Source organism: Sphingobium wenxiniae, assembly GCF_007830065.1.
Lineage (GTDB): Bacteria > Pseudomonadota > Alphaproteobacteria > Sphingomonadales > Sphingomonadaceae > Sphingobium > Sphingobium wenxiniae.
The window spans coordinates 97990-119738 of sequence record NZ_VLKK01000005.1; the positions used below are offsets into that span (position 1 = coordinate 97990).

Below are 21749 nucleotides of genomic sequence, written 5' to 3' on the forward strand. Positions count from 1 at the left end.
AGCGCCTTAACGCTGCTGTTTGCCGGGTTGAGAATCCTTGCGACCTTCATCGCCCATCTGACCCTGCTTGTTTTCCTGCTGCTGCTGGCGGCCGCCCTGCTGATCGCGCCGCTGCTGTTGCTGTTTGTCCTGATCGTTCTGATTGGCCATGTCACTCTCCTAGCCCCTGCTTGCGGGGCGGAACGATAACGGCCCGGCCCCCCGGGGCGTTCCCGCAAATGCGATCAACGGTTAGGCGCTTGACTTGCCCCCTTCCGTTTCCTATGCGTTCTCCATCCGTTCCATAAAGGGATCGCCCGCATGTTGACACCCAAACAGCAGCAGTTGTTGAGCTTCATCCAGACACGTCTGGAGGAATGCGGCGTGTCCCCTTCTTTCGAGGAAATGAAGGACGCGCTGGACCTGCGGTCCAAGTCCGGCATCCACCGCCTCATCAACGCGCTGGAGGAGCGCGGTTTCATCCGCCGCCTGCCCAATCGCGCCCGCGCGCTGGAGGTGCTGAAGCTTCCGGATGCCATGCACCGCCTGCCCAAGGAAATTCCGGTGCCCAAAGCCGCGCCCGCGCGCCTGCCGATCGCCGCGAACGACATTCTCGAAATCCCGCTCCACGGGCGGATCGCGGCGGGCGTCCCGATCGAGGCGCTGGAAGGGCATAACATGCTTTCCGTTCCCGCCGCCCTTCTGGGCGCGGGCGATCATTATGCCCTTGAAGTCTCGGGCGATTCCATGATCGAGGCCGGCATTCTCGACGGCGACTTCGCGTTGATCCAGAAGACGGATGTAGCGCGGGAGGGACAGATCGTAGTTGCTCTCATCGATGAGAATGAAGCGACGCTCAAATATTTCCGCCGGGAAGGCAAGAGCGTGCGGCTTGACCCGGCCAACAGCGCCTATGAACCTCAAACATATGACGCCGGACAGGTCCGCATCCAGGGCAAGCTGGCGGGATTGCTGCGCCGTTATAATTAGAGCGCGATCAGATCGGTTTGGATCGGATCATGCTCCAATCCCTTTTCCCGCATTTTAGTTGCTCTATCCTATGGTTTGGAGGCGACAGGTGATGGACTGCGTTGGGCTGCGGCGCTGCCTGATTGGAAAATGCTCTGATCGGTGCGCATTCGGCGGCGCGGTATCCAGGGGTGGGCGTCATTTGGGGCATGGACGGTCCGGACCGTCATCCTGTCCAGATTGATCGCCAGCCCGCCCGTCGCCGCAAGCATGGACCGGTCCACCTTCAGCCATTTCGGCTTGCACCATCCGGGCAGGCGGCGGTCGCTGATAACGATGTCGGCCCGTTGGCAATCGCGTCTGAAGGCTTCCTTTTCGATGAACATGCCGCTGCGGGTGACGAGCAGCCGCCAGGATCTGCCCGCCTTGTCCAGCAGGACCGAACACAGATCGGCCGAGCATCGCGCCTGCGGCAGATCGGCCAAGGACTCCAGAACACCATCGTAACCGGCGCTTTCGGCCAAGGCGCTTCGCACATAGTCACCCGCCTTGTCCCGCAACAAAGCCATGCCCGTCCCCTCCGCGCGTATCGCGACATGACGCCCATCGCTTGTGACCAATATGTCAGGGGAGGGATTCAACAATATGGCAATGAACCCGATCCCCACCGGCGCCAGGCCCAGCCAGCGCCAGACGCTTCGCCAGAGAAGGCACCACAGGCCCCCCATCACCATCACGCCGAACACCCAGGGCGGCAAGGCCGGCCCCAAAGCTACAGCCATTGGGCTTCCCCCAACGCCGTGGGCGATGAACAGCAGCAATTCCAGCGCCTTGCCGGTTATCCACCATGCCGGCGCGCCCAGGCCGAACAGATCGAGCAAGAGCGCCATCGCCTCGAAAGGCATCACCACAAAGGTCGTCAGGGGTATCGCGACGATGTTGGCGAACGCACCGAGCATCCCCGCCTTGTGGAAATGATAGAAGGCGATCGGCGCGAGGACCAGTTCCACGGCAAGACCCGTCAGCAACAGGACCGCAATGGCCCGCCCGAACTTCCGCCAGCCATTCTCGTCGCGCGCCGCGGCGAATGCCCGAAATCGCGGATGCTCGGACAGGGCGACGATCGCGACCACCGCGCCGAAACTCATCTGAAAGCTGGGTCCGGTCAGGGCTTCGGGCCAGAAGCACAGAACGATCAGCGCACCCGTCGCCACGAGCCGCAAGGTGATCGCCTCCCGCCCCAGCGCCAGACCGCCCAGGACAAGCAGGGCGGCAATACAGGAGCGTATGGTCGGCACTTCAGAGCCGGTCAACAGCGTGTAACCGATCCCCGCCAGCGCCCCGCCTCCCGCCGCGATCAGCATCAGCGGCCAGTCCAGCGCCGCCCGGCGGCTGAGCGCCATCGCCCGCATCAGCAGAAAGATGACCGCACCCACCAGGGCCGTCACATGCAGGCCGCTGATGGAAAGCAGATGCGCAAGACCGCTGCGCCGCATCGCTTCGGCATCCTGTTCCACGATCGCGCCCTGGTCCCCGGTGGCGAGGGCGGCGGCAATGCTTCCCGCCGGTCCTTCAACCCGGTCGAGGATATGGCTGAACAGGCGTTCCCTTATGCCCGGATCGGCGGTTGCCGGCTTGATTATGGCGACAGGCGGCAAGGCGCGCCCGGTCGCGCCTATGCCCGCGAAATAGGCCCGCGCGGCAAAATCATAGCCTCCGGGCAGGGTGGGCGGCGCGGGCGGCATCAATCGAATGCGGAACCGTATGATCGCATCCCTTCCGATGGCCGGAGACATGTCCGATTCCCGGACGTTCACCCGGATCAGGGAGGGAAGCGCCGGTGCGTCCATCGGGCGCAGCAGCAGGCGGACCATGTGCTTTGCCGGAACGGGATTTACCGATTGAACCTTGCCCGTGACCGTCACGAAGGTCGCGCGCTGCAACTGCGGCTCCTCCACCAGCACCGCCTTGCCCCAGATGAGCAGACAGCCAAGGCAGGCGAGTATCCCTGCGGAAATGGCGATCCTTCTCCCGCGCCCTCCCGTCGGCAGCAAGGCGGCCGCGCAGGCAAGGGCCAGCGCGGCGCAGCAGAAAGCCAGCCATGACCAGCGATGCGGGAGGACGAACCAGGCCGCGATTCCGATCCCCAATCCCACCGGAACCCATAGGGGAATCTGCTCTCTTTCCTTCTCCAGCCATTGTTCCGGCGAGAAACCCGATGCCTGACGCCACGCCTTCATCTTCTCCCGAACGGAAGTTTGTGGAGACTCAAAAGCCATGCTAGGGGGCGTCGCGTTCATGAATAGGCGAAACGAATGTCAGGGAATTCTTCGGTGAGTGCAACGGGAATGAACAAGCAGGTCGTGACCCGTTTTGCGCCATCTCCGACAGGGTTCCTTCACATCGGCGGCGCGCGCACGGCGCTGTTCAACTGGCTGTTCGCGCGGCACCATGGCGGCAAGTTCCTGCTCCGGATCGAGGATACGGATCGCGCCCGTTCCACCGAGGAAGCGGTCGCCGCGATCTTCGACGGTCTGGAATGGCTGGGCCTTGGCGGCGACGAACCCGCCGTCTTCCAGTTCGAGCGCTCCGCCCGCCATGCGGAGGTCGCCAATCGGTTGCTGGCGAGCGGCCACGCCTATCGATGCTATGCGACGCCCGAAGAACTGGCGGCACTGCGCGAGCAACAGCGTGCCGCGAAGCTGCCGATGCGCTATGACGGCCGCTGGCGGGACCGCTCGTCCGAAGAAGCGCCCGAAGGCGCGCCCTTCGTCATCCGCCTGAAAGCGCGCCGCGAAGGCGAAACCGTCATCGAGGACGCGGTGCAGGGCCGCGTCGTCGTCCAGAATGCGGAACTGGACGACATGATCCTGCTCCGTTCCGACGGCACGCCCACCTATATGCTGGCCGTGGTCGTGGACGATCACGACATGGGCGTCACCCATGTCATCCGCGGCGACGATCACCTGAACAATGCCTTCCGCCAACTGGGCATCATCAAGGCGATGGCCCAGATCGAGGGGGGCTGGGAAGAGCCGGTCTATGCCCATATCCCGCTGATCCACGGGTCGGACGGGGCGAAGCTTTCCAAGCGCCACGGCGCGCTGGGGGTCGATGCCTATCGCGACGAGATGGGGATGCTCCCCGAAGCCGTGCTCAACTATCTGCTGCGGCTGGGCTGGGGGCATGGCGACGAGGAAATCATCTCCATCCAACGGGCCATAGAGCTGTTCGATATTTCGGGCGTGGGCCGCTCGCCCTCCCGCTTCGACATCAAGAAGCTGGAGAATCTCAACGGCCACTATCTGCGCGAAGCCGACGATGCCCGGCTCGCGGCCCTTGTCGCCCCCCGCGTGGCGGCCCGCCTGGGCCATCCGCTTCCCGCCGATGGGGAAGCTTTGTTGACGCGGGCGATGCCTTCGCTCAAGCCCCGCGCCAAAACGCTTAACGAAATTGCGGAAGGCGCGGAGTTCCTGTTCAAAAATTGCCCGCTGGATTTTGACGAAAAGGCCCTCGCTCTGCTAGACGACTCGGCGCGCGCGTTGCTGGCAAGTACAGCCGACGCTCTCTCTGCCGTTCAATCCTGGACGGTCGAAGCGATCGAAGACGTCATACGCCGCGTGGCAGAGGATGCGGGCCTGGGCCTCGGCAAGGTAGCGCAGCCCTTGAGGGCGGCACTCACCGGCCGGACGGTTTCGCCCGGAATTTTCGATGTCTTTTTCCTGCTGGGAAAAGAGGAAAGCTTGGGTCGGTTAACGGATGTGGGGCACGCATCGGTCGGCTGACAGTTAAGGAGAACATGAATGTCCGATAAAAATGCCACTTTGACGGTCGGGGGAGAGACGAAGGATTATGCCGTCATGGACGGCACCGTCGGCCCGCAGGTCATCGACGTGCGTAAGCTCTACGCCGACACCGGCATGTTCACCTACGACCCCGGCTTCACCTCCACCGCGAGTTGCGATTCGGGCCTGACCTATATCGACGGCGACGAAGGCGTGCTGCTGCACCGCGGCTATCCCATCGGCCAGCTTGCCGAACAGTCAAGCTTCATGGAAGTCAGCTACCTGCTGCTGAACGGCGAATTGCCCTCCAAGCAGGAACTGGACGACTTCACCCGCACCATCACCCGTCATACGATGGTGCACGAACAGCTCACCACCTTCTATCGCGGTTTCCGCCGCGACGCGCACCCCATGGCCATCATGTGCGGCGTCGTAGGCGCGCTGTCGGCCTTCTATCACGATTCGACCGACATCAACGATCCTGAGCAGCGCAAGATCGCCAGCCACCGCCTGATCGCCAAGATGCCGACGATCGCCGCGATGGCGTATAAATATTCGGTGGGCCAGCCCTTCGTCTATCCGCGCAACGACCTGAGCTACACCGCCAACTTCCTCCGCATGACCTTCTCGGTCCCGGCGGAGGAATATGAACCGGACCCGGTCATCGTCGACGCGATGGACAAGATCTTCATCCTCCACGCCGACCATGAGCAGAACGCGTCGACCTCGACCGTGCGTCTGGCAGGGTCTTCGGGCGCCAATCCTTTCGCATGCATCGCGGCGGGCATCGCGTGCCTGTGGGGGCCGGCGCATGGCGGCGCGAACGAAGCCGCGCTCAACATGCTGCGCGAAATCGGGACCGTGGACCGCATCCCCGAATATATCGCCCGCGCGAAGAACAAGGACGATCCGTTCCGCCTGATGGGCTTCGGCCACCGCGTCTACAAGAATTACGATCCGCGCGCGACCGTCATGCAGAAGACCGCGAAGGACGTGCTGGCGAAGCTGGGCGTCGACGATCCGATCTTCGACGTGGCGAAGGAACTGGAGCACATCGCGCTCAACGACCCCTATTTCATCGAAAAGAAGCTCTATCCCAATGTGGACTTCTATTCGGGCGTGATCCTGTCGGCCATCGGTTTCCCGACCGAGATGTTCACCGTTCTCTTCGCGCTCGCCCGGACCGTCGGATGGGTCGCGCAGTGGAACGAGATGATCTCCGACCCCGCGCAGAAGATCGGCCGCCCGCGCCAGCTCTACACCGGCCCGACGCAGCGCGACTATGTTCCGGTCGACAAGCGCTGACCGGCATCAGATATGAGGAAAGACGGCGTCCGGTTCGGGCGCCGTTTTCTTTTGCGGGACGGGAGACGGCTATTTCCGCCATTCAATATCCGTCATCCCAGCGAAAGCTGGAATCTCCCTTAGGCTGGGTCGTGCCTAAGAAGAGAGATGCCAGCTTCCGCCGGCATGAATAGCTATGCCCGTTCACCACCCAAACCCGTCGTCCAGCGCGCAGGTTTGCAGGCTCCCAATCCCCCACAAAAAAAGGCGCCCCGCAGGACGCCCTTTCCTGTTCCAGCCTGCCGTTGTCGGCTCGGCCGGAAAATCCGTCAGCCTTCGGTCTTCACATGCCGGGGCGCGGCTTCGTTGAGGATGCGCAGGATTTTCTTGAGCGCGCTTGGCTCATCCGTCTCTTCCATCGCCGCCAGTTCGCGGGCGAGGCGGCTGGATGCGGCCTCGAAAATCTGGCGTTCGGAATAGCTCTGTTCGGGCTGGTCGTCGGCGCGGAACAGGTCGCGGGTCACTTCGGCGATCGACACCAGGTCGCCCGAATTGATCTTTGCTTCATATTCCTGTGCGCGGCGCGACCACATGGTGCGCTTCACCTTGGGCTTGCCCTTCAGGGTTTCCATCGCTTCCTCCAGCGTCTTGTTGGAGGAGAGCTTGCGCATGCCGACGCCTTCGGCCTTGTTGGTGGGCACGCGGAGCGTCATCCGTTCCTTTTCGAAGCGGAGCACGTAAAGTTCCAGTTCCATGCCGGCGATCTGCTCTTTTTGCAGTTCGACCACACGGCCAACGCCATGCTTGGGGTAAACGACATAATCACCGACGTCAAAGGACAGCGCCTTGGCAGCCATTTGAAACCTTTCCAATTCAACGGGAGGGGGACGGGGCCGTCGCGAAGCACATGCAAGTCGAAACATGCCGGGAAGACCGCGGCGCCGCCGTTAGGACATGAGACTATTTCTCCTGAGCAGGCGCGACCAAGCCTGCCGTTGAAAGGCTATTTAGCAGATTCGTAACAAAATTGCCACCCCCGGACACAATATCCGGTGGCCATGCCGCAAATCGCCTGCCGGAACGGGCCGGGCGATCAGTCGCCCGAGCCGGGTTCGGGCGAGAAGAATTGCTCCAGCTTGTTCTCCACGCCCTTCATTTCATCGGCATCGGCGGGCGCTTCGCCCTTGACCGTGATGTTGGGCCATTCGGCGGAGAATTTCGCATTCAATTCCAGCCACTTTTCAAGGCCGTTCTCGGTATCGGGCAGGATCGCTTCGGCCGGGCATTCCGGTTCGCACACGCCGCAATCGATACACTCGCTGGGATTGATGACCAGCATGTTCTCGCCCTCGTAGAAACAGTCCACGGGACAGACCTCGACGCAATCCATATATTTGCAGCGGATGCAGTTGTCGGTCACGACATAGGTCATTGTCAGAGCACTCTTTGAATGGCTGAAAAGCGCGCCCCTGCTATGCGCGGCGGGCGTGAAGGTCAATGAGGATATTATTGTGCCCTCAATGCCCCAGCTTCAGTTCCTCATAGCAGGATTGCGCTTCGGGCGCGGACCCGCGCCGCCCCGGCAACTGCACGACCCGCACCACGCGCACGCCGGCGGGATGGGGGAAGGTGATGAGGTCGCCCGACCGCACCGGCGCATGGGCGCGCTCGATGCGGCGGCCGTTGACGCGGATATGGCCGTCCTCCGCCATTTTCTGCGCGACCGACCGGCTCTTGGCGAGTCGCGTGAACCACAGGAACTTGTCGATCCGCAGGGCAGGGCCGTGCGGCACGCCATTCCCTGCGTCAGCCATTGCGCCCCAGCAATTCGGCCAGCCCGGCAAAGGCATTGGCGGCGGCGGGCTTCGGTCCGGCGCCGGCGGCCGTGCTCTCGCGCCGTTGCGGTGCGTCCCGCTTGCCCCGGCCGCGATCGTCTCCATCGCGCGCGGGCCGCTGCCGTTGCGGTGGCCGCGCCTTCTGCCGGCCCCGGAACACCCAGTTCGGGCCGCTTCCCTCCGGCGCTTCCACCGCGCGGAATCCCGCCAGCTTCATCAGTTGCAGGAAGGAGGCTTCGGACAGGCCCAGCGACACGATCTGCGGGCTTTGCGCGGTAAAGGCTTCGCCCTTGGCGATGGCTTCATGCGCGGCGCGGGCCATGCGTTCGGCCATGTCGATCCGCAGCATCTGCTCGCCAAAGCCCCGGAAACCGGCGATCCGCGCGCCCATCTGTTCCTCCCGTTCGCCCGCCGGGATCAGCGTCAGGCCCGGCTGCGGCAAGGGGAGGCAAGGCTTGCCCAGCCGCGCCGCCAGCAGGGCCGAACGCCAGCGCGCCGCGCCGGGTTTCAGCAACCCCGGATGATAGATGTCGAGCACGCCGATATCGATCCCCGCCTTGCGCAGCAGGTGGCGCTGCTCCTTGTCCAGATGCGCGAGCGCCGAATCGAGTTCCGTCCGCGCGATGACGCCGCCCGCATCGGCAAGCTGCGCGAACACCGCGCGCACCACGGCGGGGACTTCGGCCTCTGATGCGCTCGCCGTCATTTTCACGAGCGGCAACAGATGCTTTTCCTTCTGACCTTCGAACCATGTGGCAAGGCGGGCTGCGATCTGCTTCTGCACATCCTGCCCCAGGGCGGAAAGCGCGCGATCCAGCCGTATTTCAGGTGTCAGCAGCGTCGGCCCGGCCAGCAGTGCCGCGACCGGATTGCCCTGCCAGCTTATGCCGGGCATGTCCCCTGCCGCGTCCATGAGCGCGAAATCCGTATCCACCGCGCCCAACAATTCTTCAGCCTTCACTCGCAATATCCTCCCAAGGCGGCGCTCGGCCGCCGCCAGCAGCATCTTCCTGTCCTGATGACGCGTAGCGGGATCGACCGAGAAACGAAATCCGTCAAGTCGCCCGATCGTCTCGCCATCGACGCAGACCGTCCCATCCTGCTCCACGGTGACGGGCAGGCTGTCCACATCCTGCCCGATGTCGCGCAGCAGGACGGCGGTGCGCCGGTCCACGAAACGCTGCGTCAGGGCCGCGTGCAGCGCGTCGGACAGCTTCTCCTCCAGCGCGCGCGTGCGCTCGGCCATTTCGGCGGGATGCGCCAGCCAGTCGGGCCGGTGCGCGATATAGGACCATGTCCGCGCCGCCGCGATCCGCCCCGAAAGCGTATCGATATCGCCCTGCACCGAATCGAGTCGCGCCACGGCTTGGGCGAACCAGTCGCGGGGGATGTGCCCCTGACCTTCGGACAGGAAGCGCCAGATGCGGTTCACCGTGCGGGCGTGATGTTCCGCGCCCAGCTTCTGGAAATCGGGCAGGCCGCAGGCGTCCCACAGCCGCGCCACGGCGCGCTTGCCCTTCACTCGTTCGATAACCAATGGGTCATCGGCCAGTTTTTTCAGCACCGCCAGATCCACCGCTTCGGGCGCGGCGCGCAGCTCGGGCCGGTCGGGCCGTTCCTCCAGATCGGCGATCAGCGTTGCCAGACTGTCCAGCCGGGGCGTGCCGTCGCGCCAGAAAAGTTGCTCCACGCGGGGAAAGCGGTGCGCCTCTATCGCCTCGATCTCCTCGGGCGTGAAGGCGGCGTCGCCATCCTCGCTGCCCAGGCTGCCGAAGGTGCCGTCCTGGTGATGCCGCCCCGCGCGCCCGGCGATCTGCGCCATTTCGCTGACGGTCAGCCGCCGTGTCCGCCGCCCGTCGAACTTGCGGAGCGAGGCGAAGGCGACATGCGCCACGTCCAGATTGAGGCCCATGCCGATGGCGTCGGTCGCGACCAGATAATCGACCTCGCCGTTCAGGAACATCTGCACCTGCGCGTTGCGGGTGCGGGGGGAAAGCGCGCCCATCACCACCGCCGCGCCGCCGCGAAAACGCCGCAGCATTTCCGCCACGGCATAGACCTCCTCGGCGGAAAAGGCGACGATGGCGGACCGTTTGGGCAGGCGGGACAGCTTTTTCGCGCCCGCATAGCTGAGCGTCGAAAAGCGCGGCCGCCCGATGATCTCCACATCGGGCACCAGCGCCTTGACCACTCGGGCGATGCTGGCGGAGCCGAGGATCATCGTCTCCTCCCGCCCCCGTGCGCGCAGCAGCCGGTCGGTAAAGACATGCCCGCGCTCCGGGTCCGCGCCCAGTTGCGCCTCGTCCAGCGCGACGAAGGCATAATCGTCCAGTCCGTCGCCGGGGCTTCCGGCCTGCCGGCCTGCGGTCTTGTCTGCGCCTCCGGCCTGCCGGCCTGCGCCGATCGGCATGGATTCCGCCGTACACAGGAAATAGCGCGCGCCCGGCGGCACGATCTTTTCCTCGCCGGTGATGAGAGCGACCTGCGGCGCGCCCTTGATCGCGACGACCCGGTCATAGACCTCGCGCGCCAGCAGGCGCAGCGGAAAGCCCATCATGCCGCTGGAATGGCCGCACATGCGTTCCACGGCCAGATGCGTCTTGCCGGTATTGGTAGGCCCAAGCACGGCAGTGACGGGCGATCGGGCGAATTGGGCCATGCCCATATGTCGGGCATGAAAGGGGGCAGGGCAAGGGACTTTGCTTCGGCCGCGAAAACTTCGGCCCTGTTTCCAATCGCCTGTCGGGCCTGACGCACGGCTCATCGCATGGGCGGCTGTCATTCCGGCGTCTTAAATTGACTTTAACCCTATGCGTTCACAACAGTGCGGCCTCGGCGCGGCGCGGGGGCCGTTGCCTTATGGCGATGCGATGAACTGTCCCGGGGGGGACGCGGCTTGTTTCAGGAAAACCAGTTCGGAACGCAGCAGGGGGGAGCGACCGCTTCCCTATGGCTCGCCGACGCCCTGAAAAACCCGTCACGCACCGTGGACCGCCCGCTCGACTGGCGCGCCCGGCTCAAGGACTGGGCCGAGGATGTGGATCTTGTCCCCGACCTTGGCCAGCGCGTCGGCAGCCTCACATGGTTCCGCGGCCTTGCCACCTGTTTGGGCCTGTGCGCCACCGCGCTCTACCTCTCCCCCGGTTTCCAGCCCGTGCCCGGCGCGCCCGAACCGCTGATGGAACAGGCGCAGTTCGACGAAGTGCGCAGCCAGATGATAACGCCGCTCGCCATGGGCGCGGACAGCGGGCATCGCATGGGATCGACCGATGCGGTCCAGCCGCTGCGCCAGACGCCCGAACGTCCCCAGATCGAACTCAACGCCCAGATCGGCAGCAGCGACACGCTGCCCCGCGCCTTGTCGCGCGCCGGGGTCAGCGCCAATGACGTGGCGACCGTCAATGCGCTGGTCGGTGGCGACATGAGCGGCGGCGCGAAGGCGGGCACGCGGCTCGACATCGTGCTGGGCCGCCGCGCCAGCCGCGACCGGCCCCGTCTGCTCGACCATCTCGCTTTCCGCGCCCGCCTTGACCTTGGGGTGGAGATCAACCGCGTCGGCGGTGTGCTTCAGGTGAAGCGCATCCCGATCCGCGTCGACGACACGCCGCTCCGCATCCAGGGCGTGGTGGGCGACAGCGTCTATAACAGCGCCCGCGCGGCCGGCGCGCCGCCCAAGGCAGTGCAGGCGTTCCTGCGCGTCATCGCGCAGCAGATGGACCTCGGCTCCATCCATGCGGGCGACCGTTACGACATCGTCACCGAATATCGCCGCGCCGAAACCGGGGACGTGGAAGTGGGCGACCTGCTCTATGCGGGATTGCGCCGGTCGCGGGGCAAATCCATCGACATGCTCAAATGGACGACGGGCGGCCGCACCGAATGGTTCGAAGCGTCGGGCGTGGGAGAACGGCGCGGCGTGCTCACGCAGCCAGTGGCTGGTCGCATCTCCTCCGGCTACGGCCAGCGCCGCCATCCGATCCTGGGCTATACGCGGATGCATGCGGGCGTGGATTTCGCCGCGCGTTACGGATCGCCCATCTATGCGGTGACGGACGGCAGGGTATCCTTTGCCGGGCGGCATGGCGGGCATGGCAATTATGTGCGGCTGGAGCATGGCGGCGGTCTTGCCACCGGCTATGGGCATATGAGCCGCATCGCCGCCGTGTCGGGCCAGCGCGTGCGGCGCGGGCAAGTGATCGGCTATGTTGGATCGACGGGCCTGTCGACCGGCCCGCATCTGCACTATGAACTGTATCGCAATGGCCGCACGGTCAATCCGCTGTCCGTCACCTTCACGACCACCTCCCAGCTTGCGGGCCGCGACCTCGCCAATTTCCGCGCCCGCCTGGCGCAACTCAAGGGACTTCGGCCCGGCTTGCGCGAAAGTTTCGCGCAGACGGCATCCGCTGCGCCCGCCGCCGCCGGCATATAAGCCGCTTGGCGCAGGCGGCTGGCTTGGTCTAACGCACCGGCATGACCGATCCGGCTGCCCCGACCGTCACCGCCATCCTGCTCGCCGGGTCGCGTCCCGTTCCCGATCCGCTGGCGCAGGCGGCAGGCGTCGCCGCCAAGCCCCTCGTCCCCGTCGCGGGCATCGCGATGATCGACTATCCGGCCCGCGCGCTGGTGGCGCATCCGGCCATTGCCCGCGTCCTCATCCTGACCCAGTCGCCCGATCTCTTTACCGGCACCCCCGCCACCGCCTGGCTCGCCGACCATCCCAAGGTCGCGTTTGAGACGAGCGGCGCGGGCATAGCCTCTTCGCTGCTGGCGCTGATGGACCGGGCGGACCTGCCGTTCCCGCTGCTGCTGACCACCGCCGACCATGTGCTGCTGGACAGCGCCATGCTCGACCAGTTCATCGCGCAGGCGATCGGTGCGGACATCGCCGTCGCCATGGTGGAGCGCGACACGCTGCTCGCCCGCTATCCCGCCTCGCGCCGCACATGGCTTAAATTCCGGGACGGCTGGTGGTCGGGCGCGAACATCTTCTGGTTCGGCAGCGCGAAGGCGCGCCCGGTCATCGCCCTGTGGCAGGATGTGGAGCAGGACCGGAAAAAGGGCTGGAAGATCCTCGCTGCCTTCGGTCCCTTCGCTCTGATCGGTGCGGCGTTGCGGCTGCTCACCCTGCGCGGCGGCATCGCGCGCATAGGCCGCCGTTTCGGCCTCGTCGCGCGACTCGTCGCCATGGACAAGGCCGAAGCCTGCATCGACGCGGACAAGGCGGAGGATGTGGCGCTGATCGAATCCATCCTCGCCAGCCGGGCTTGATGTTCAGGCGCCGCCTTCGCGCGTTTGTTCGGCGGCCGCGTGCACATCCAGGGCCCGGCGGCTCGCCAGCCCCATCATCAGGAATCCCACGGTGGCGGCGATGATGTTCGCGGCGGCAGCGCCCATCGTGCCATAGATCGGCAGCAGCGCCGCCTGCAGCCCCAGCAGCAGCGCTGTCGCGATGAAGGTGATCCGCAATGACAGGCTCGCCCGGTCCGTCGCCATCAGCAACGGGCGGTAGCTCACCCCCACCAGATCGATGCAGGCAGAAACGCCCAGCAGCAGCAGCAGCGGATAGGCGGGCAAAAATGCCTTGCCCGCGATCAGGCCCAGCAGCGGATGGCCGATCGTCAGGATCAGCGCGATGATGACCGCCCCCGCGATCAGCGCCAGCCGGTTGGTCCGCCGGAACAGCGTCCGCAACGCATCCGCGCCATGGCTGCTGTGGGTGCGCGTCAGTTCCACGAAGATGCTGCGCGACAGCAGGCTGGAGATTTTCGTCAGCGAATTGGCGAGCTGGTTGGCCAGGCGATAAAGGCCCGCGCCCGCCGGCCCCACGAACAGGCCGACGATCAGCACCGCCACCTGCTGCCCCACCGACGACAGCGTGGTTTGCAGGTTGGTCGCGGTCAGGAAGCCGACGATGCCGGGATTTTCATGCCGCGCGTCCAGCGCCCGGCCCGCGTTCCAGCGTCCGATCCGCTCGCCCCCCTCGCGCAGCGCCAATATCCAGTAGACCGCCGCGCACAGCAGTTCCGCCGCCGCCCAGGCGATCAGAAAGCCGGTGATGGTCGGCATCAGCGCCAGCGCGATCCCCGCGCCGATCATCCGCCCTACCGGGATCATGGTTTCGGCAAGCGCGCTGGCATCGAAACGGTCGAACAGGCGCAATATGCCCATGGGGCTGGACCGGATCGTCATCATCATCACCATGCAGAACAGCCATGCCTGCCATCCCATGTCCGCCGACAGCTCCATCAGATTGCCGAACAGGATGATGATCGCGCCCGCGATCACCCCTCCGGCCAGCGCGGAGCCAAGGTCGATCAGGATGCAGAAACGCAGCACGCGATTGAGAGCATCGCCTTTTCCCGCCGCCAGATGCGGCTGGCCGTAACGCACGACGATCTGCCAGCTATCGAAACTGACCAGCGTCTTGATGACGTTGGCGGCGCTCAGCACCAGCGCGAAGCGGCCGAAATCAGCGACTCCCAGCGTGCGCGTGACGATGGCGAGATAGGCGAGGCTGAGCACCGCGCCCACGCCCTTGCCGCCCAGCAGCCAGCCGGTATTCGCCAGGATGCGCGCAAAGCCGTCGCTAGCCCCGCCCGATCCGCTTTTCCTCTTCACCCGTGCCCGGCCTTTCACTGAAGCGTCGTTCCTCGATGCGCGCCTATCTAGGGGGTCGGGCGGCATTGGGCAAATGGGAGCGCATATGGCTCATGTCCTTTTCCGTCATGCCGGGATGACGGATGTTGAATGGCTGGAAATGGCCGCTCGTCGTCAAACCGACTTTTCGCCACTTCCGCAAAAAGCCGTTCCCACGTCCCCGCCCGATGTTCTACAGCAGCGCCCATGAGCATCAGCAAAGCCATTATCCTATCCGCCGGGCAAGGTTCGCGCCTTCTTCCCCTGACCCGCGACATTCCCAAATGCATGATCGACTTCAACGGCCGCACCCTCATAAGCTGGCAGGTGGCGGCCCTGGCCGCGAACGGCGTCAGCGACATCGTGGTCGTCACCGGCTTCCGCACCGAGCGGGTGGAGGATCACGCGCTTCAACTCTACCGCGATACCGGCGTGCGGGTGCGGACGCTGTTCAATCCCTTCTTCCAGGTTGCGGACAATCTGGGCACCTGCTGGATCGCGCGGGAGGAGATGGACCGCGACTTCATCATCCTCAACGGCGACACCATCGTGTCGGATGAGATCGTGGGCCGGTTGATCGCGGGCGCGCGGGATGCGATCACCGTGACCGTCGACGTGAAGTCCGACTATGACGATGACGACATGAAGGTGAACCGCGACGCAAGCGGCCGTCTCCGCGCCATAGGCAAGCGTCTGCTGCCGCCCGACACGAACGCCGAATCCATCGGGATGCTGGCCTTCACCGGAGAAGGCCCGGCGATTTTCCGCAACCAGATCGACCAGATGATGCGCACGCCCGAAGGGGTCGAGCGCTGGTATCTGCGCGCCATCGACATCATCGCCAAGGGCAACCGCGTGGGCACCGTCTCGATCGAGGGGCTGGACTGGCAGGAAGTGGACTTCCCGCAGGATGTGGACGCCGCCGATGCCCTGACTGCCCGCTGGATGGCGGAGGGGCGCTATGCGAAATGAAGCCTGACGCTCACGAGGCGTCGAAATATCCCTTCAACCATCCCACGAGCGCGTCCCGCTGCTCCGGGGTCAATTTCGCCGCGCTTCCCAGGTCCGGCTGGCCCGGCCACCCGGCGTCGGCAATGCTGATGCCCGCATGATCACGCTCACCCTCATAACGTGGGATGACATGGAAATGCACATGGGGGTCCACCATCATCAGCATGAGGTAATTGATCTTCGCATAGCCCACCGCCTGCGTCAGCGCGCTCTCAATGGCCTTCGTCACCGACGCCAGTTCCGCATGGGCCTCCGCAGGCAGATCGCCAAAAGCCGTCGCCTCGCTCTTCGCCGCCAGCACCAGCGATCCCAGCGTCGGCTGCGCGGGCCGCAGCAGCACGACCCAATGTTGGAAATCTCCTACAAGCGTCTGCGGAAAACCGAATCTCCTGACGGTTTCATTCATGATTTCGCTTCCATCCAGCTCACAATCGCCCGCCCCGACCGCTTCACGCCATAGGCTTGCGCCAGCCGCACCGCATGGACGACGAGCGAGATCACCGTCCACCAGGCCAGCGCGATCAGCCCGATATCCGGCCGTCCGAACAGCGTCGCCACGAACAGGATCACCATGTTCGGATTGCGCCGCGCCGTGATCAGGCGGAACCGGCTGTCGAAGGGCCGCCAGACATGGATGTCCATGCCGAAATCCTTGAGGAACATCCCTTCGATCAACCGCTGCAGCACATAGCCCGCGATCACCGCCGCCATCACCAGCGCGAAGCTCGCCGGCGTGAGCGCCAGTCCCCATGCGCTCAACCCCACGCCCCAGAAATACCACCAGAAGGGCGGATGGACGAGGTCGATGCCATGGTCGAACACATTGCCCCATTTCGAGGATGTGATGGTGCAGCGCGCCAGCTTCCCGTCCACCGTGTCCAGCACCATGAACACGAAACCCGCCAGCATCCCGCTCCAGTAAAGCCCCTGCGAAAAGAGGTAGGTGGCGAGCACGCACAGCGCCGCGCCGATGGCCGTCACCATGTTCGGCGTCATGCCCACGGACGCCGCCAGCCGCGTCAGCCACAACGCCAGTTCCGGCCAGAGATATTTGGTCAGCAGGTCGGTGACGCCCTTGTAAGCGCCGAAATAGCTCTTCCGCTCGATCTGCCGCCGGGTCGCTGGGGTCAGCCGTTGGATGAAGGGGCAATCCAGCTTGCGAAGCTGCCGGTTGTAGATCTGCGGATTGTCGCGATAATCGATGAACGCCAGTTCGCCGCGATGGCGCTCCAGATTATCGGGCGCGATATTTCCGGTTAAATGCGCCATCACCAGAGCGTTGCCGTCCGTCACCACCGTTCCGGGCCGCGTCATGATATGGCGCAGCCACACGGGATCGAACACATAATCGAGATTGACGTAGAGCCGCGCTCCGGTCTGCGGCGTATCGTCGGGCAATCCTTCCGCCCGCGCGAGACGGCGCAGGCGCTCTGCATTGGTCATGCCCCATAGATGCGTGGAATTGTCGCCGATCAGCGCAAGGGCGGGAAGGGAAGGCGTGTCGTTCATGATCCGCAGCTCTTATCGTCTGGGCCGGTCTTTGCAAGGAAGCGCAGGATCGCCTCGGCCCCGCGCCGGGCCGCGCCCGTTGGATCGCCCCCAATGGATTCGGCCAGCCTCTGCCTCTGCGCCTCGGCATATAGCGGGTGCCGTTCTTCCGCATGATCGAGCGCGCCGGGCAATCCCGTCAGGTCGTTAAGCACATCGCCCAAGGTCCAGAACAGATAGTCGGGATCGCCCCGCCATTCGACCCCATGCGCGTTCAGGAACAGGCAGGGGCGCGGCGTCGCAAGGAATTCGTAGACCTGACTGCTGACATCGCCCAGATAGATGTCGGCGCCTGCGGTATAGCTCATGTCGAACAGCCGGTCGGATTGCAGGTCGATCAGGATCTTGCCCGGCACCGCCAGCCGCATCGCCGCATCGATCTCGCCTTGGGAAGCGTCGGCGAACAGCCGGACATGCGGCGCGACCACCAGATTATAGCGATCCTGCGCGGCGAACCACGCGATGACGTCCCGCCCGAACCTGTCCCATGACGACAGCGACCGGCGGAAATGCGGCGCGTAAAGAACCGTGGGCCGATCATTGTCGAACAACGGCGCGCGCGTTTTCTGCATCCGCGCCATGAGGTCCAGCTTCACATAGCCGTTGACGGCATAATGACCGGCCCGGATCGTTCCGGCTTCCAGCAAGCGTTGTTCGCTCTTTTCCCCGGCCACCAGGACGAAATCGAAATGCCGGTCGCGCGGGTCCAGCATGATCGCCCGGTCCCCTGCGCCGTGGGGCGTGAAAATGAGGCGCGTCCTGCGCGGCAGGAAATGGCGGATGGCGGTTGTGGTCCGTTCCGGAACGACGATGGCATCGAACCGCCGCAGCCAGGGCAGGGCGCCCAGCAGCGTCGGCAGGCGCGGATTGCGGCTGACATGCAGGGCCCGCAGCCATTGCGCCGGGCCGCGCCGTCCCAGCAGCGTCACCGGCGGGCAAAAGCCGGGATAGGCGCTTGTCACCTTCTCCACCATCCGCAGATGCGCCGCGCTGGCGACGGCGACCTGCGGCATCACGCCCATATCCGCCAATTCAGCGGCGATGGGCAGGGCGTGAAGGAGCTGATGGGGTTCGCCGATGAACAGGAAGAGGATATGCATGAAGCGCCCGCTTTCAGGGGGATGAAGCCTCTTGGCACGGGCGGGCGGCGAAGGCCAGACGCATGTGCGATCCCGCCCACCCGACATTCTATCCCATCAGGCGGCTTGACTAAGCGGCCCCTATATTGTTGAGGGGCGGGGAACCGGGAATAGCAGGACTGATACAGCGATGGCCGAATTTGCGTTGCCCAAGAACAGCAGGATCACAGGCAAGGGCGCAGTGTATCGCGCGCCGGAAGGCGCGACCAACGTCAAGAGCTTCAAGGTCTATCGCTACGATCCGGATTCGGGCGAAAATCCCCATTACGACACGTTCGAGATCGACCTCGACAATTGCGGCCCGATGGTTCTGGACGCGCTGCTGAAGATCAAGAACGAATATGATTCGTCGCTGACCTTCCGCCGCTCCTGCCGCGAAGGCATTTGCGGTTCCTGCTCGATGAACATGAACGGCAGGAACGGCCTGGCCTGCACCACCGCGATCGACGAATGCGCGGGCAAGGAAGTGCGGGTGACGCCGTTGCCGCATATGGACGTCATCAAGGACCTCGTCCCCGACTTCACGCATTTCTACGCCCAGTACAATTCGATCAAGCCGTGGCTGCAAACCGTCAGCCCCCCGCCCAGCGGCAAGGAACGGCTCCAGTCGCCCGCCGACCGCGAGAAGCTGGACGGCCTTTACGAGTGCATCCTGTGCGCCTGCTGCTCGACAAGCTGCCCCAGCTACTGGTGGAACAGCGACAGGTTCCTTGGCCCGGCGATCCTGCTCCAGGCCTATCGCTGGCTGGCCGACAGCCGCGACGAATATACCGGCGAGCGTCTGGACGAACTGGAAGATCCCTTCCGCCTCTATCGCTGCCACACCATCATGAACTGCGCGAACGTCTGCCCCAAGGGCCTCAGCCCCGCCAAGGCGATCGCGGAAACCAAGAAGATGATCGTCGAACGGCAGATCTGATGCGGTGACGGACAGGGGTAGCTGGAACAAGTGTCGGCCATCACCGTTGATCTTTCCATGCAATATTGCGGTTCAGGCACGGTCGGCCCCCATGTCCTGGCGGAGGCCGAGACCCTTCGTAAAACCGGGCGGCTGCCCTTCATGCGGCTGACCATCGGGCAGGAGGATAATCTGATCGCCGCCTCCACCGCGACCATCCGAAAGGCGGCCTTGCCGTAATGACCGGCGTCATCGACCGCTACAGGGCGCTGGTCGCGGCGGGCGAACTGCGCGCAGACCCGGATCAGGAAGCCGCTGCGCGCCGTCTCGACCAGTTGCAGAAGGAACTGGAGGCCGCCCCGCCGCGCGGGTCGACGCTCTGGAAATTGCTGCGGAAAGCGCCGGAGCCGCCGCGGGGACTTTACATGTGGGGAGGCGTCGGGCGCGGCAAGTCGATGCTGATGGACCTGTTCTTCGACGCGGTCCAGGTAAAGCGCAAGAAACGCGCCCATTTCCACGAGTTCATGCTGGACGTCCACGCCCGGCTGGCGCAAGCGCGCAAGTCCGAAACGGGCGATCCGATCCCACCCGTGGTCGATTCGCTGACGGAGGAAGCGCGGCTGCTCTGCTTCGACGAGATGGTCGTCAACAATATGGCGGACGCGGCGATCATGTCGCGGTTGTTCACCGGCCTGCTGGACAAGCGCGTCACCATCGTCACCACGTCGAACCGCGCGCCGGACGATCTCTACAAGAACGGCCTCAATCGTCAGCTCTTCCTGCCGTTCATCGATCTTATCAAGGAACGGCTGGACGTCATGACGCTGAACGGGCCGACCGACTATCGGCTCGACCGGCTGGGGGATGCGACCTTGTGGCATTCCCCTAACGGACCGGAGGCGACAGCGGCACTCAGCGAGGCATTCTTCCGCCTGACCGACTATCCGCCGGAAGACCGCGCCCATGTGCCGTCCGACGATATCCCGGTGCAGGGAGGCCGCCTGCTGCATGTGCCCAAGAGCCTCAAGGGCGTCGCCGTCTTTTCCTTCAAGCGGCTCTGCGCGGAGGCGCGCGGCGCTCCTGATTATCTCGCCATCGCGCGCAAATATCACACCGTCATCCTGGTCGGCATTCCCGTGCTCGGCCCCGAGAACCGTAATGAGGCGGCGCGGTTCGTGACGCTGATCGACTCGCTCTACGAATATAAGGTGAAGCTGCTGGCCTCCGCCGATGCCGAACCCGCGCGGCTTTATCCCGAAGGGGACGGCGCCTTCGAATTCGAGCGGACCGTCTCGCGCCTGATGGAAATGCAGTCCGACGATTATCTCGCGCTGGGCCACGGCTCCAGATAACCGCCCGGCTCCTTGCGGGGGCTTTTTATCGCTATTGTCATGAAAATAGCCCGGATGCCTCCCAACACGGGAGGCATCCGGCAGGCGGCCTTTGCGGGAAGAAGGTCAGACGCCAGGGTAGGAGCGCGTGAGCAACAAAGGCGGATCGATCACTAATGCAATTGCGAATTAATTGCAAAGATAAATTTCACCTTAGCCCTCTGGCAGGTTGAATCAAAGGCGAGATCGGCCTAAGCGGGCGGGCAATTCCAATATTTCGAGCTTGGAGGATGATTGCATATGGCCCGTAAGAAGATCGCGCTCATCGGCGCTGGCAATATCGGCGGCACGCTCGCGCATCTGGCGGCCCTCAAGGGGCTGGGCGATATCGTCCTGTTCGACGTGGTCGAAGGCGTGCCGCAGGGCAAGGCGCTCGACCTATCGCAATGCGGCCCGGTCGAAGGCTTCGATGCGAAGATCACCGGCACCAACGATTATGCCGACATCAAGGACGCCGACGTCATCATCGTCACCGCCGGCGTCGCCCGCAAGCCGGGCATGAGCCGCGACGACCTGCTGGGCATCAACCTCAAGGTCATGAAGGCCGTGGGCGAGGGCATCAAGAACAACGCGCCGAACGCCTTCGTCATCTGCATCACCAACCCGCTCGACGCGATGGTGTGGGCGCTGCGCGAATTTTCCGGCCTGCCGCACAACAAGGTGGTCGGCATGGCGGGCGTGCTCGATTCCGCGCGCTTCAGCCACTTCCTGGCCGAAGAGTTCCAGGTGTCGGTGAAGGAAGTGAACAGCTTCGTGCTGGGCGGCCATGGCGACACCATGGTTCCGGTCGTGGAATATTCGACCGTCGCGGGCATCCCGATCCCCGACCTCATCAAGATGGGTCGTTCCACCAAGGAGCGCATCGACGCGATCGTCCAGCGCACCCGTTCGGGCGGCGGTGAAATCGTCGGCCTGCTCAAGACCGGCTCTGCCTTCTATGCACCCGCGACCAGCGGCATCGCGATGGCCGAAGCCTATCTGTTCGACCAGAAGCGCCTGTTGCCCTGCGCCGCGAACCTGACCGGCCAATATGGCGTCGACAATCTCTATGTCGGCGTGCCCGTCATCATCGGCAAGGATGGTGTCGAGCAGGTCATCGAGATCGATCTGGACGCGGAGGCCAAGGCCAATCTCCAGGTGTCGGTCGACGCCGTCAAGGAACTGCTGGAAGCCTGCAAGGGCATCGATTCCACGCTGGCCTGACAGCCTAAGAACTGCATCGGCCCGTTTCAGGCAAGTCGGCATCCTGAAACGGGCCGCCCACCCAAAAT

The 21749-nt window shown here is 64.4% G+C and carries 20 protein-coding genes; 10 read left to right on the forward strand and 10 right to left on the reverse strand.

Features of this window, described 5'->3' with window-relative positions; translation table 11 throughout:
• Positions 1-6 precede the first annotated feature (6 nt).
• Positions 7-150 (reverse strand): hypothetical protein, encoded by a 144-nt coding sequence (locus tag IQ35_RS21195; protein ID WP_169534385.1) that lies wholly within the window; start codon positions 148-150, stop codon positions 7-9.
• A 150-nt stretch (positions 151-300) separates the two neighbouring features.
• Here IQ35_RS21195 and lexA point away from each other — a divergent pair, with 150 nt between their 5' ends.
• Positions 301-969, forward strand: coding sequence for a transcriptional repressor LexA (gene lexA, locus IQ35_RS08535; protein ID WP_145072675.1), 669 nt, complete (start codon positions 301-303; stop codon positions 967-969).
• 68 nt (positions 970-1037) lie between these two features.
• On the opposite strand, the gene IQ35_RS08540 is transcribed toward lexA, so the two are convergent.
• The gene (locus IQ35_RS08540; protein WP_242003309.1) at positions 1038-3188 is read right to left on the reverse strand and encodes a ComEC/Rec2 family competence protein; all 2151 of its coding nucleotides are present in this window, start codon (positions 3186-3188) and stop codon (positions 1038-1040) included.
• 108 nt (positions 3189-3296) lie between these two features.
• Here IQ35_RS08540 and gltX point away from each other — a divergent pair, with 108 nt between their 5' ends.
• Entirely contained in the window at positions 3297-4733 is a 1437-nt protein-coding gene (gene gltX / locus IQ35_RS08545) for a glutamate--tRNA ligase (protein ID WP_145072846.1), read from the forward strand.
• Between the two features lie 18 nt (positions 4734-4751).
• Positions 4752-6038, forward strand: coding sequence for a citrate synthase (locus IQ35_RS08550; RefSeq protein ID WP_021244314.1), 1287 nt, complete (start codon positions 4752-4754; stop codon positions 6036-6038).
• Positions 6039-6346: 308 nt separating this feature from the next.
• Here the strand turns inward: IQ35_RS08550 and IQ35_RS08555 are convergent, their stop codons facing one another.
• From IQ35_RS08555 to IQ35_RS08570, 4 genes are all read right to left on the reverse strand, one after another.
• The gene (locus tag IQ35_RS08555; RefSeq protein ID WP_021244315.1) at positions 6347-6874 is read right to left on the reverse strand and encodes a CarD family transcriptional regulator; all 528 of its coding nucleotides are present in this window, start codon (positions 6872-6874) and stop codon (positions 6347-6349) included.
• A 236-nt stretch (positions 6875-7110) separates the two neighbouring features.
• A complete protein-coding gene (gene fdxA / locus IQ35_RS08560; protein WP_021244316.1) occupies positions 7111-7449 on the reverse strand; it encodes a ferredoxin FdxA in 339 nt (112 codons plus the stop codon).
• Positions 7450-7534: 85 nt separating this feature from the next.
• Positions 7535-7831 (reverse strand): RNA-binding S4 domain-containing protein, encoded by a 297-nt coding sequence (locus IQ35_RS08565; RefSeq protein ID WP_145072679.1) that lies wholly within the window; start codon positions 7829-7831, stop codon positions 7535-7537.
• Entirely contained in the window at positions 7824-10511 is a 2688-nt protein-coding gene (locus tag IQ35_RS08570) for a helicase-related protein (protein ID WP_145072681.1), read from the reverse strand. Before IQ35_RS08570 ends, IQ35_RS08565 begins: the two co-directional genes overlap by 8 nt.
• A 237-nt stretch (positions 10512-10748) precedes the next feature.
• Here IQ35_RS08570 and IQ35_RS08575 point away from each other — a divergent pair, with 237 nt between their 5' ends.
• Both IQ35_RS08575 and IQ35_RS08580 read left to right on the forward strand, forming a co-directional pair.
• Complete coding sequence (locus tag IQ35_RS08575; protein WP_145072683.1) at positions 10749-12284, forward strand: M23 family metallopeptidase; 1536 nt, start codon at positions 10749-10751, stop codon at positions 12282-12284.
• 41 nt (positions 12285-12325) lie between these two features.
• Positions 12326-13123 carry an NTP transferase domain-containing protein gene (locus tag IQ35_RS08580; protein WP_145072685.1) on the forward strand — a complete coding sequence of 266 codons (798 nt, stop codon included), beginning with the start codon at positions 12326-12328 and terminating at the stop codon, positions 13121-13123.
• Between the two features lie 3 nt (positions 13124-13126).
• Here the strand turns inward: IQ35_RS08580 and IQ35_RS08585 are convergent, their stop codons facing one another.
• Complete coding sequence (locus IQ35_RS08585) at positions 13127-14473, reverse strand: lipopolysaccharide biosynthesis protein (protein ID WP_242003310.1); 1347 nt, start codon at positions 14471-14473, stop codon at positions 13127-13129.
• 225 nt (positions 14474-14698) lie between these two features.
• Here IQ35_RS08585 and IQ35_RS08590 point away from each other — a divergent pair, with 225 nt between their 5' ends.
• Positions 14699-15463 carry a phosphocholine cytidylyltransferase family protein gene (locus IQ35_RS08590; RefSeq protein ID WP_021244322.1) on the forward strand — a complete coding sequence of 255 codons (765 nt, stop codon included), beginning with the start codon at positions 14699-14701 and terminating at the stop codon, positions 15461-15463.
• A 10-nt stretch (positions 15464-15473) separates the two neighbouring features.
• On the opposite strand, the gene IQ35_RS08595 is transcribed toward IQ35_RS08590, so the two are convergent.
• The 3 genes from IQ35_RS08595 to IQ35_RS08605 are packed head-to-tail and all read right to left on the reverse strand — an operon-like array spanning position 15474 to position 18150.
• On the reverse strand, positions 15474-15908 hold the full coding sequence (locus IQ35_RS08595; protein ID WP_145072688.1) for an HIT family protein: 435 nt from the start codon (positions 15906-15908) through the stop codon (positions 15474-15476).
• Positions 15905-17011 carry a CDP-alcohol phosphatidyltransferase family protein gene (locus IQ35_RS08600; protein ID WP_145072690.1) on the reverse strand — a complete coding sequence of 369 codons (1107 nt, stop codon included), beginning with the start codon at positions 17009-17011 and terminating at the stop codon, positions 15905-15907. Before IQ35_RS08600 ends, IQ35_RS08595 begins: the two co-directional genes overlap by 4 nt.
• Entirely contained in the window at positions 17008-18150 is a 1143-nt protein-coding gene (locus tag IQ35_RS08605) for a CDP-glycerol glycerophosphotransferase family protein (protein ID WP_145072692.1), read from the reverse strand. The genes IQ35_RS08600 and IQ35_RS08605 overlap by 4 nt, the downstream gene beginning before the upstream one ends.
• Positions 18151-18319: 169 nt before the next feature.
• Between IQ35_RS08605 and IQ35_RS08610 the strand changes: the two genes are divergently transcribed.
• The 4 genes from IQ35_RS08610 to mdh all read left to right on the forward strand — a co-directional run bounded on the left by IQ35_RS08610 (position 18320) and on the right by mdh (position 21681).
• On the forward strand, positions 18320-19108 hold the full coding sequence (locus IQ35_RS08610) for a succinate dehydrogenase iron-sulfur subunit (RefSeq protein WP_021244326.1): 789 nt from the start codon (positions 18320-18322) through the stop codon (positions 19106-19108).
• A gap of 30 nt (positions 19109-19138) precedes the next feature.
• Entirely contained in the window at positions 19139-19327 is a 189-nt protein-coding gene (locus IQ35_RS08615) for a hotdog family protein (protein WP_145072694.1), read from the forward strand.
• Entirely contained in the window at positions 19327-20439 is a 1113-nt protein-coding gene (zapE, locus tag IQ35_RS08620; protein WP_145072696.1) for a cell division protein ZapE, read from the forward strand. The genes IQ35_RS08615 and zapE overlap by 1 nt, the downstream gene beginning before the upstream one ends.
• A 279-nt stretch (positions 20440-20718) precedes the next feature.
• Complete coding sequence (gene mdh / locus IQ35_RS08625; RefSeq protein WP_145072697.1) at positions 20719-21681, forward strand: malate dehydrogenase; 963 nt, start codon at positions 20719-20721, stop codon at positions 21679-21681.
• Positions 21682-21749: the final 68 nt, after the last annotated feature.

Excerpts from the sequence above, each read along its gene's own strand:
- IQ35_RS08580 (WP_145072685.1), top strand. The coding sequence starts at position 12,326 with ATGACCGATCCGGCTGCCCCGACCGTCACCGCCATCCTGCTCGCCGGG.
- IQ35_RS08605 (WP_145072692.1), bottom strand. The coding sequence starts at position 18,150 with ATGCATATCCTCTTCCTGTTCATCGGCGAACCCCATCAGCTCCTTCAC.
- IQ35_RS08565 (WP_145072679.1), bottom strand. The coding sequence starts at position 7,831 with ATGGCTGACGCAGGGAATGGCGTGCCGCACGGCCCTGCCCTGCGGATC.
- IQ35_RS08610 (WP_021244326.1), top strand. The coding sequence starts at position 18,320 with ATGGCCGAATTTGCGTTGCCCAAGAACAGCAGGATCACAGGCAAGGGC.
- IQ35_RS08570 (WP_145072681.1), bottom strand. The coding sequence starts at position 10,511 with ATGGCCCAATTCGCCCGATCGCCCGTCACTGCCGTGCTTGGGCCTACC.
- IQ35_RS08600 (WP_145072690.1), bottom strand. The coding sequence starts at position 17,011 with ATGAACGACACGCCTTCCCTTCCCGCCCTTGCGCTGATCGGCGACAAT.
- fdxA (WP_021244316.1), bottom strand. The coding sequence starts at position 7,449 with ATGACCTATGTCGTGACCGACAACTGCATCCGCTGCAAATATATGGAT.
- IQ35_RS08550 (WP_021244314.1), top strand. The coding sequence starts at position 4,752 with ATGTCCGATAAAAATGCCACTTTGACGGTCGGGGGAGAGACGAAGGAT.
- IQ35_RS08555 (WP_021244315.1), bottom strand. The coding sequence starts at position 6,874 with ATGGCTGCCAAGGCGCTGTCCTTTGACGTCGGTGATTATGTCGTTTAC.
- IQ35_RS08590 (WP_021244322.1), top strand. The coding sequence starts at position 14,699 with ATGAGCATCAGCAAAGCCATTATCCTATCCGCCGGGCAAGGTTCGCGC.
- IQ35_RS08595 (WP_145072688.1), bottom strand. The coding sequence starts at position 15,908 with ATGAATGAAACCGTCAGGAGATTCGGTTTTCCGCAGACGCTTGTAGGA.
- mdh (WP_145072697.1), top strand. The coding sequence starts at position 20,719 with ATGGCCCGTAAGAAGATCGCGCTCATCGGCGCTGGCAATATCGGCGGC.
- lexA (WP_145072675.1), top strand. The coding sequence starts at position 301 with ATGTTGACACCCAAACAGCAGCAGTTGTTGAGCTTCATCCAGACACGT.
- IQ35_RS21195 (WP_169534385.1), bottom strand. The coding sequence starts at position 150 with ATGGCCAATCAGAACGATCAGGACAAACAGCAACAGCAGCGGCGCGAT.
- IQ35_RS08540 (WP_242003309.1), bottom strand. The coding sequence starts at position 3,188 with ATGAAGGCGTGGCGTCAGGCATCGGGTTTCTCGCCGGAACAATGGCTG.
- gltX (WP_145072846.1), top strand. The coding sequence starts at position 3,297 with ATGAACAAGCAGGTCGTGACCCGTTTTGCGCCATCTCCGACAGGGTTC.
- zapE (WP_145072696.1), top strand. The coding sequence starts at position 19,327 with ATGACCGGCGTCATCGACCGCTACAGGGCGCTGGTCGCGGCGGGCGAA.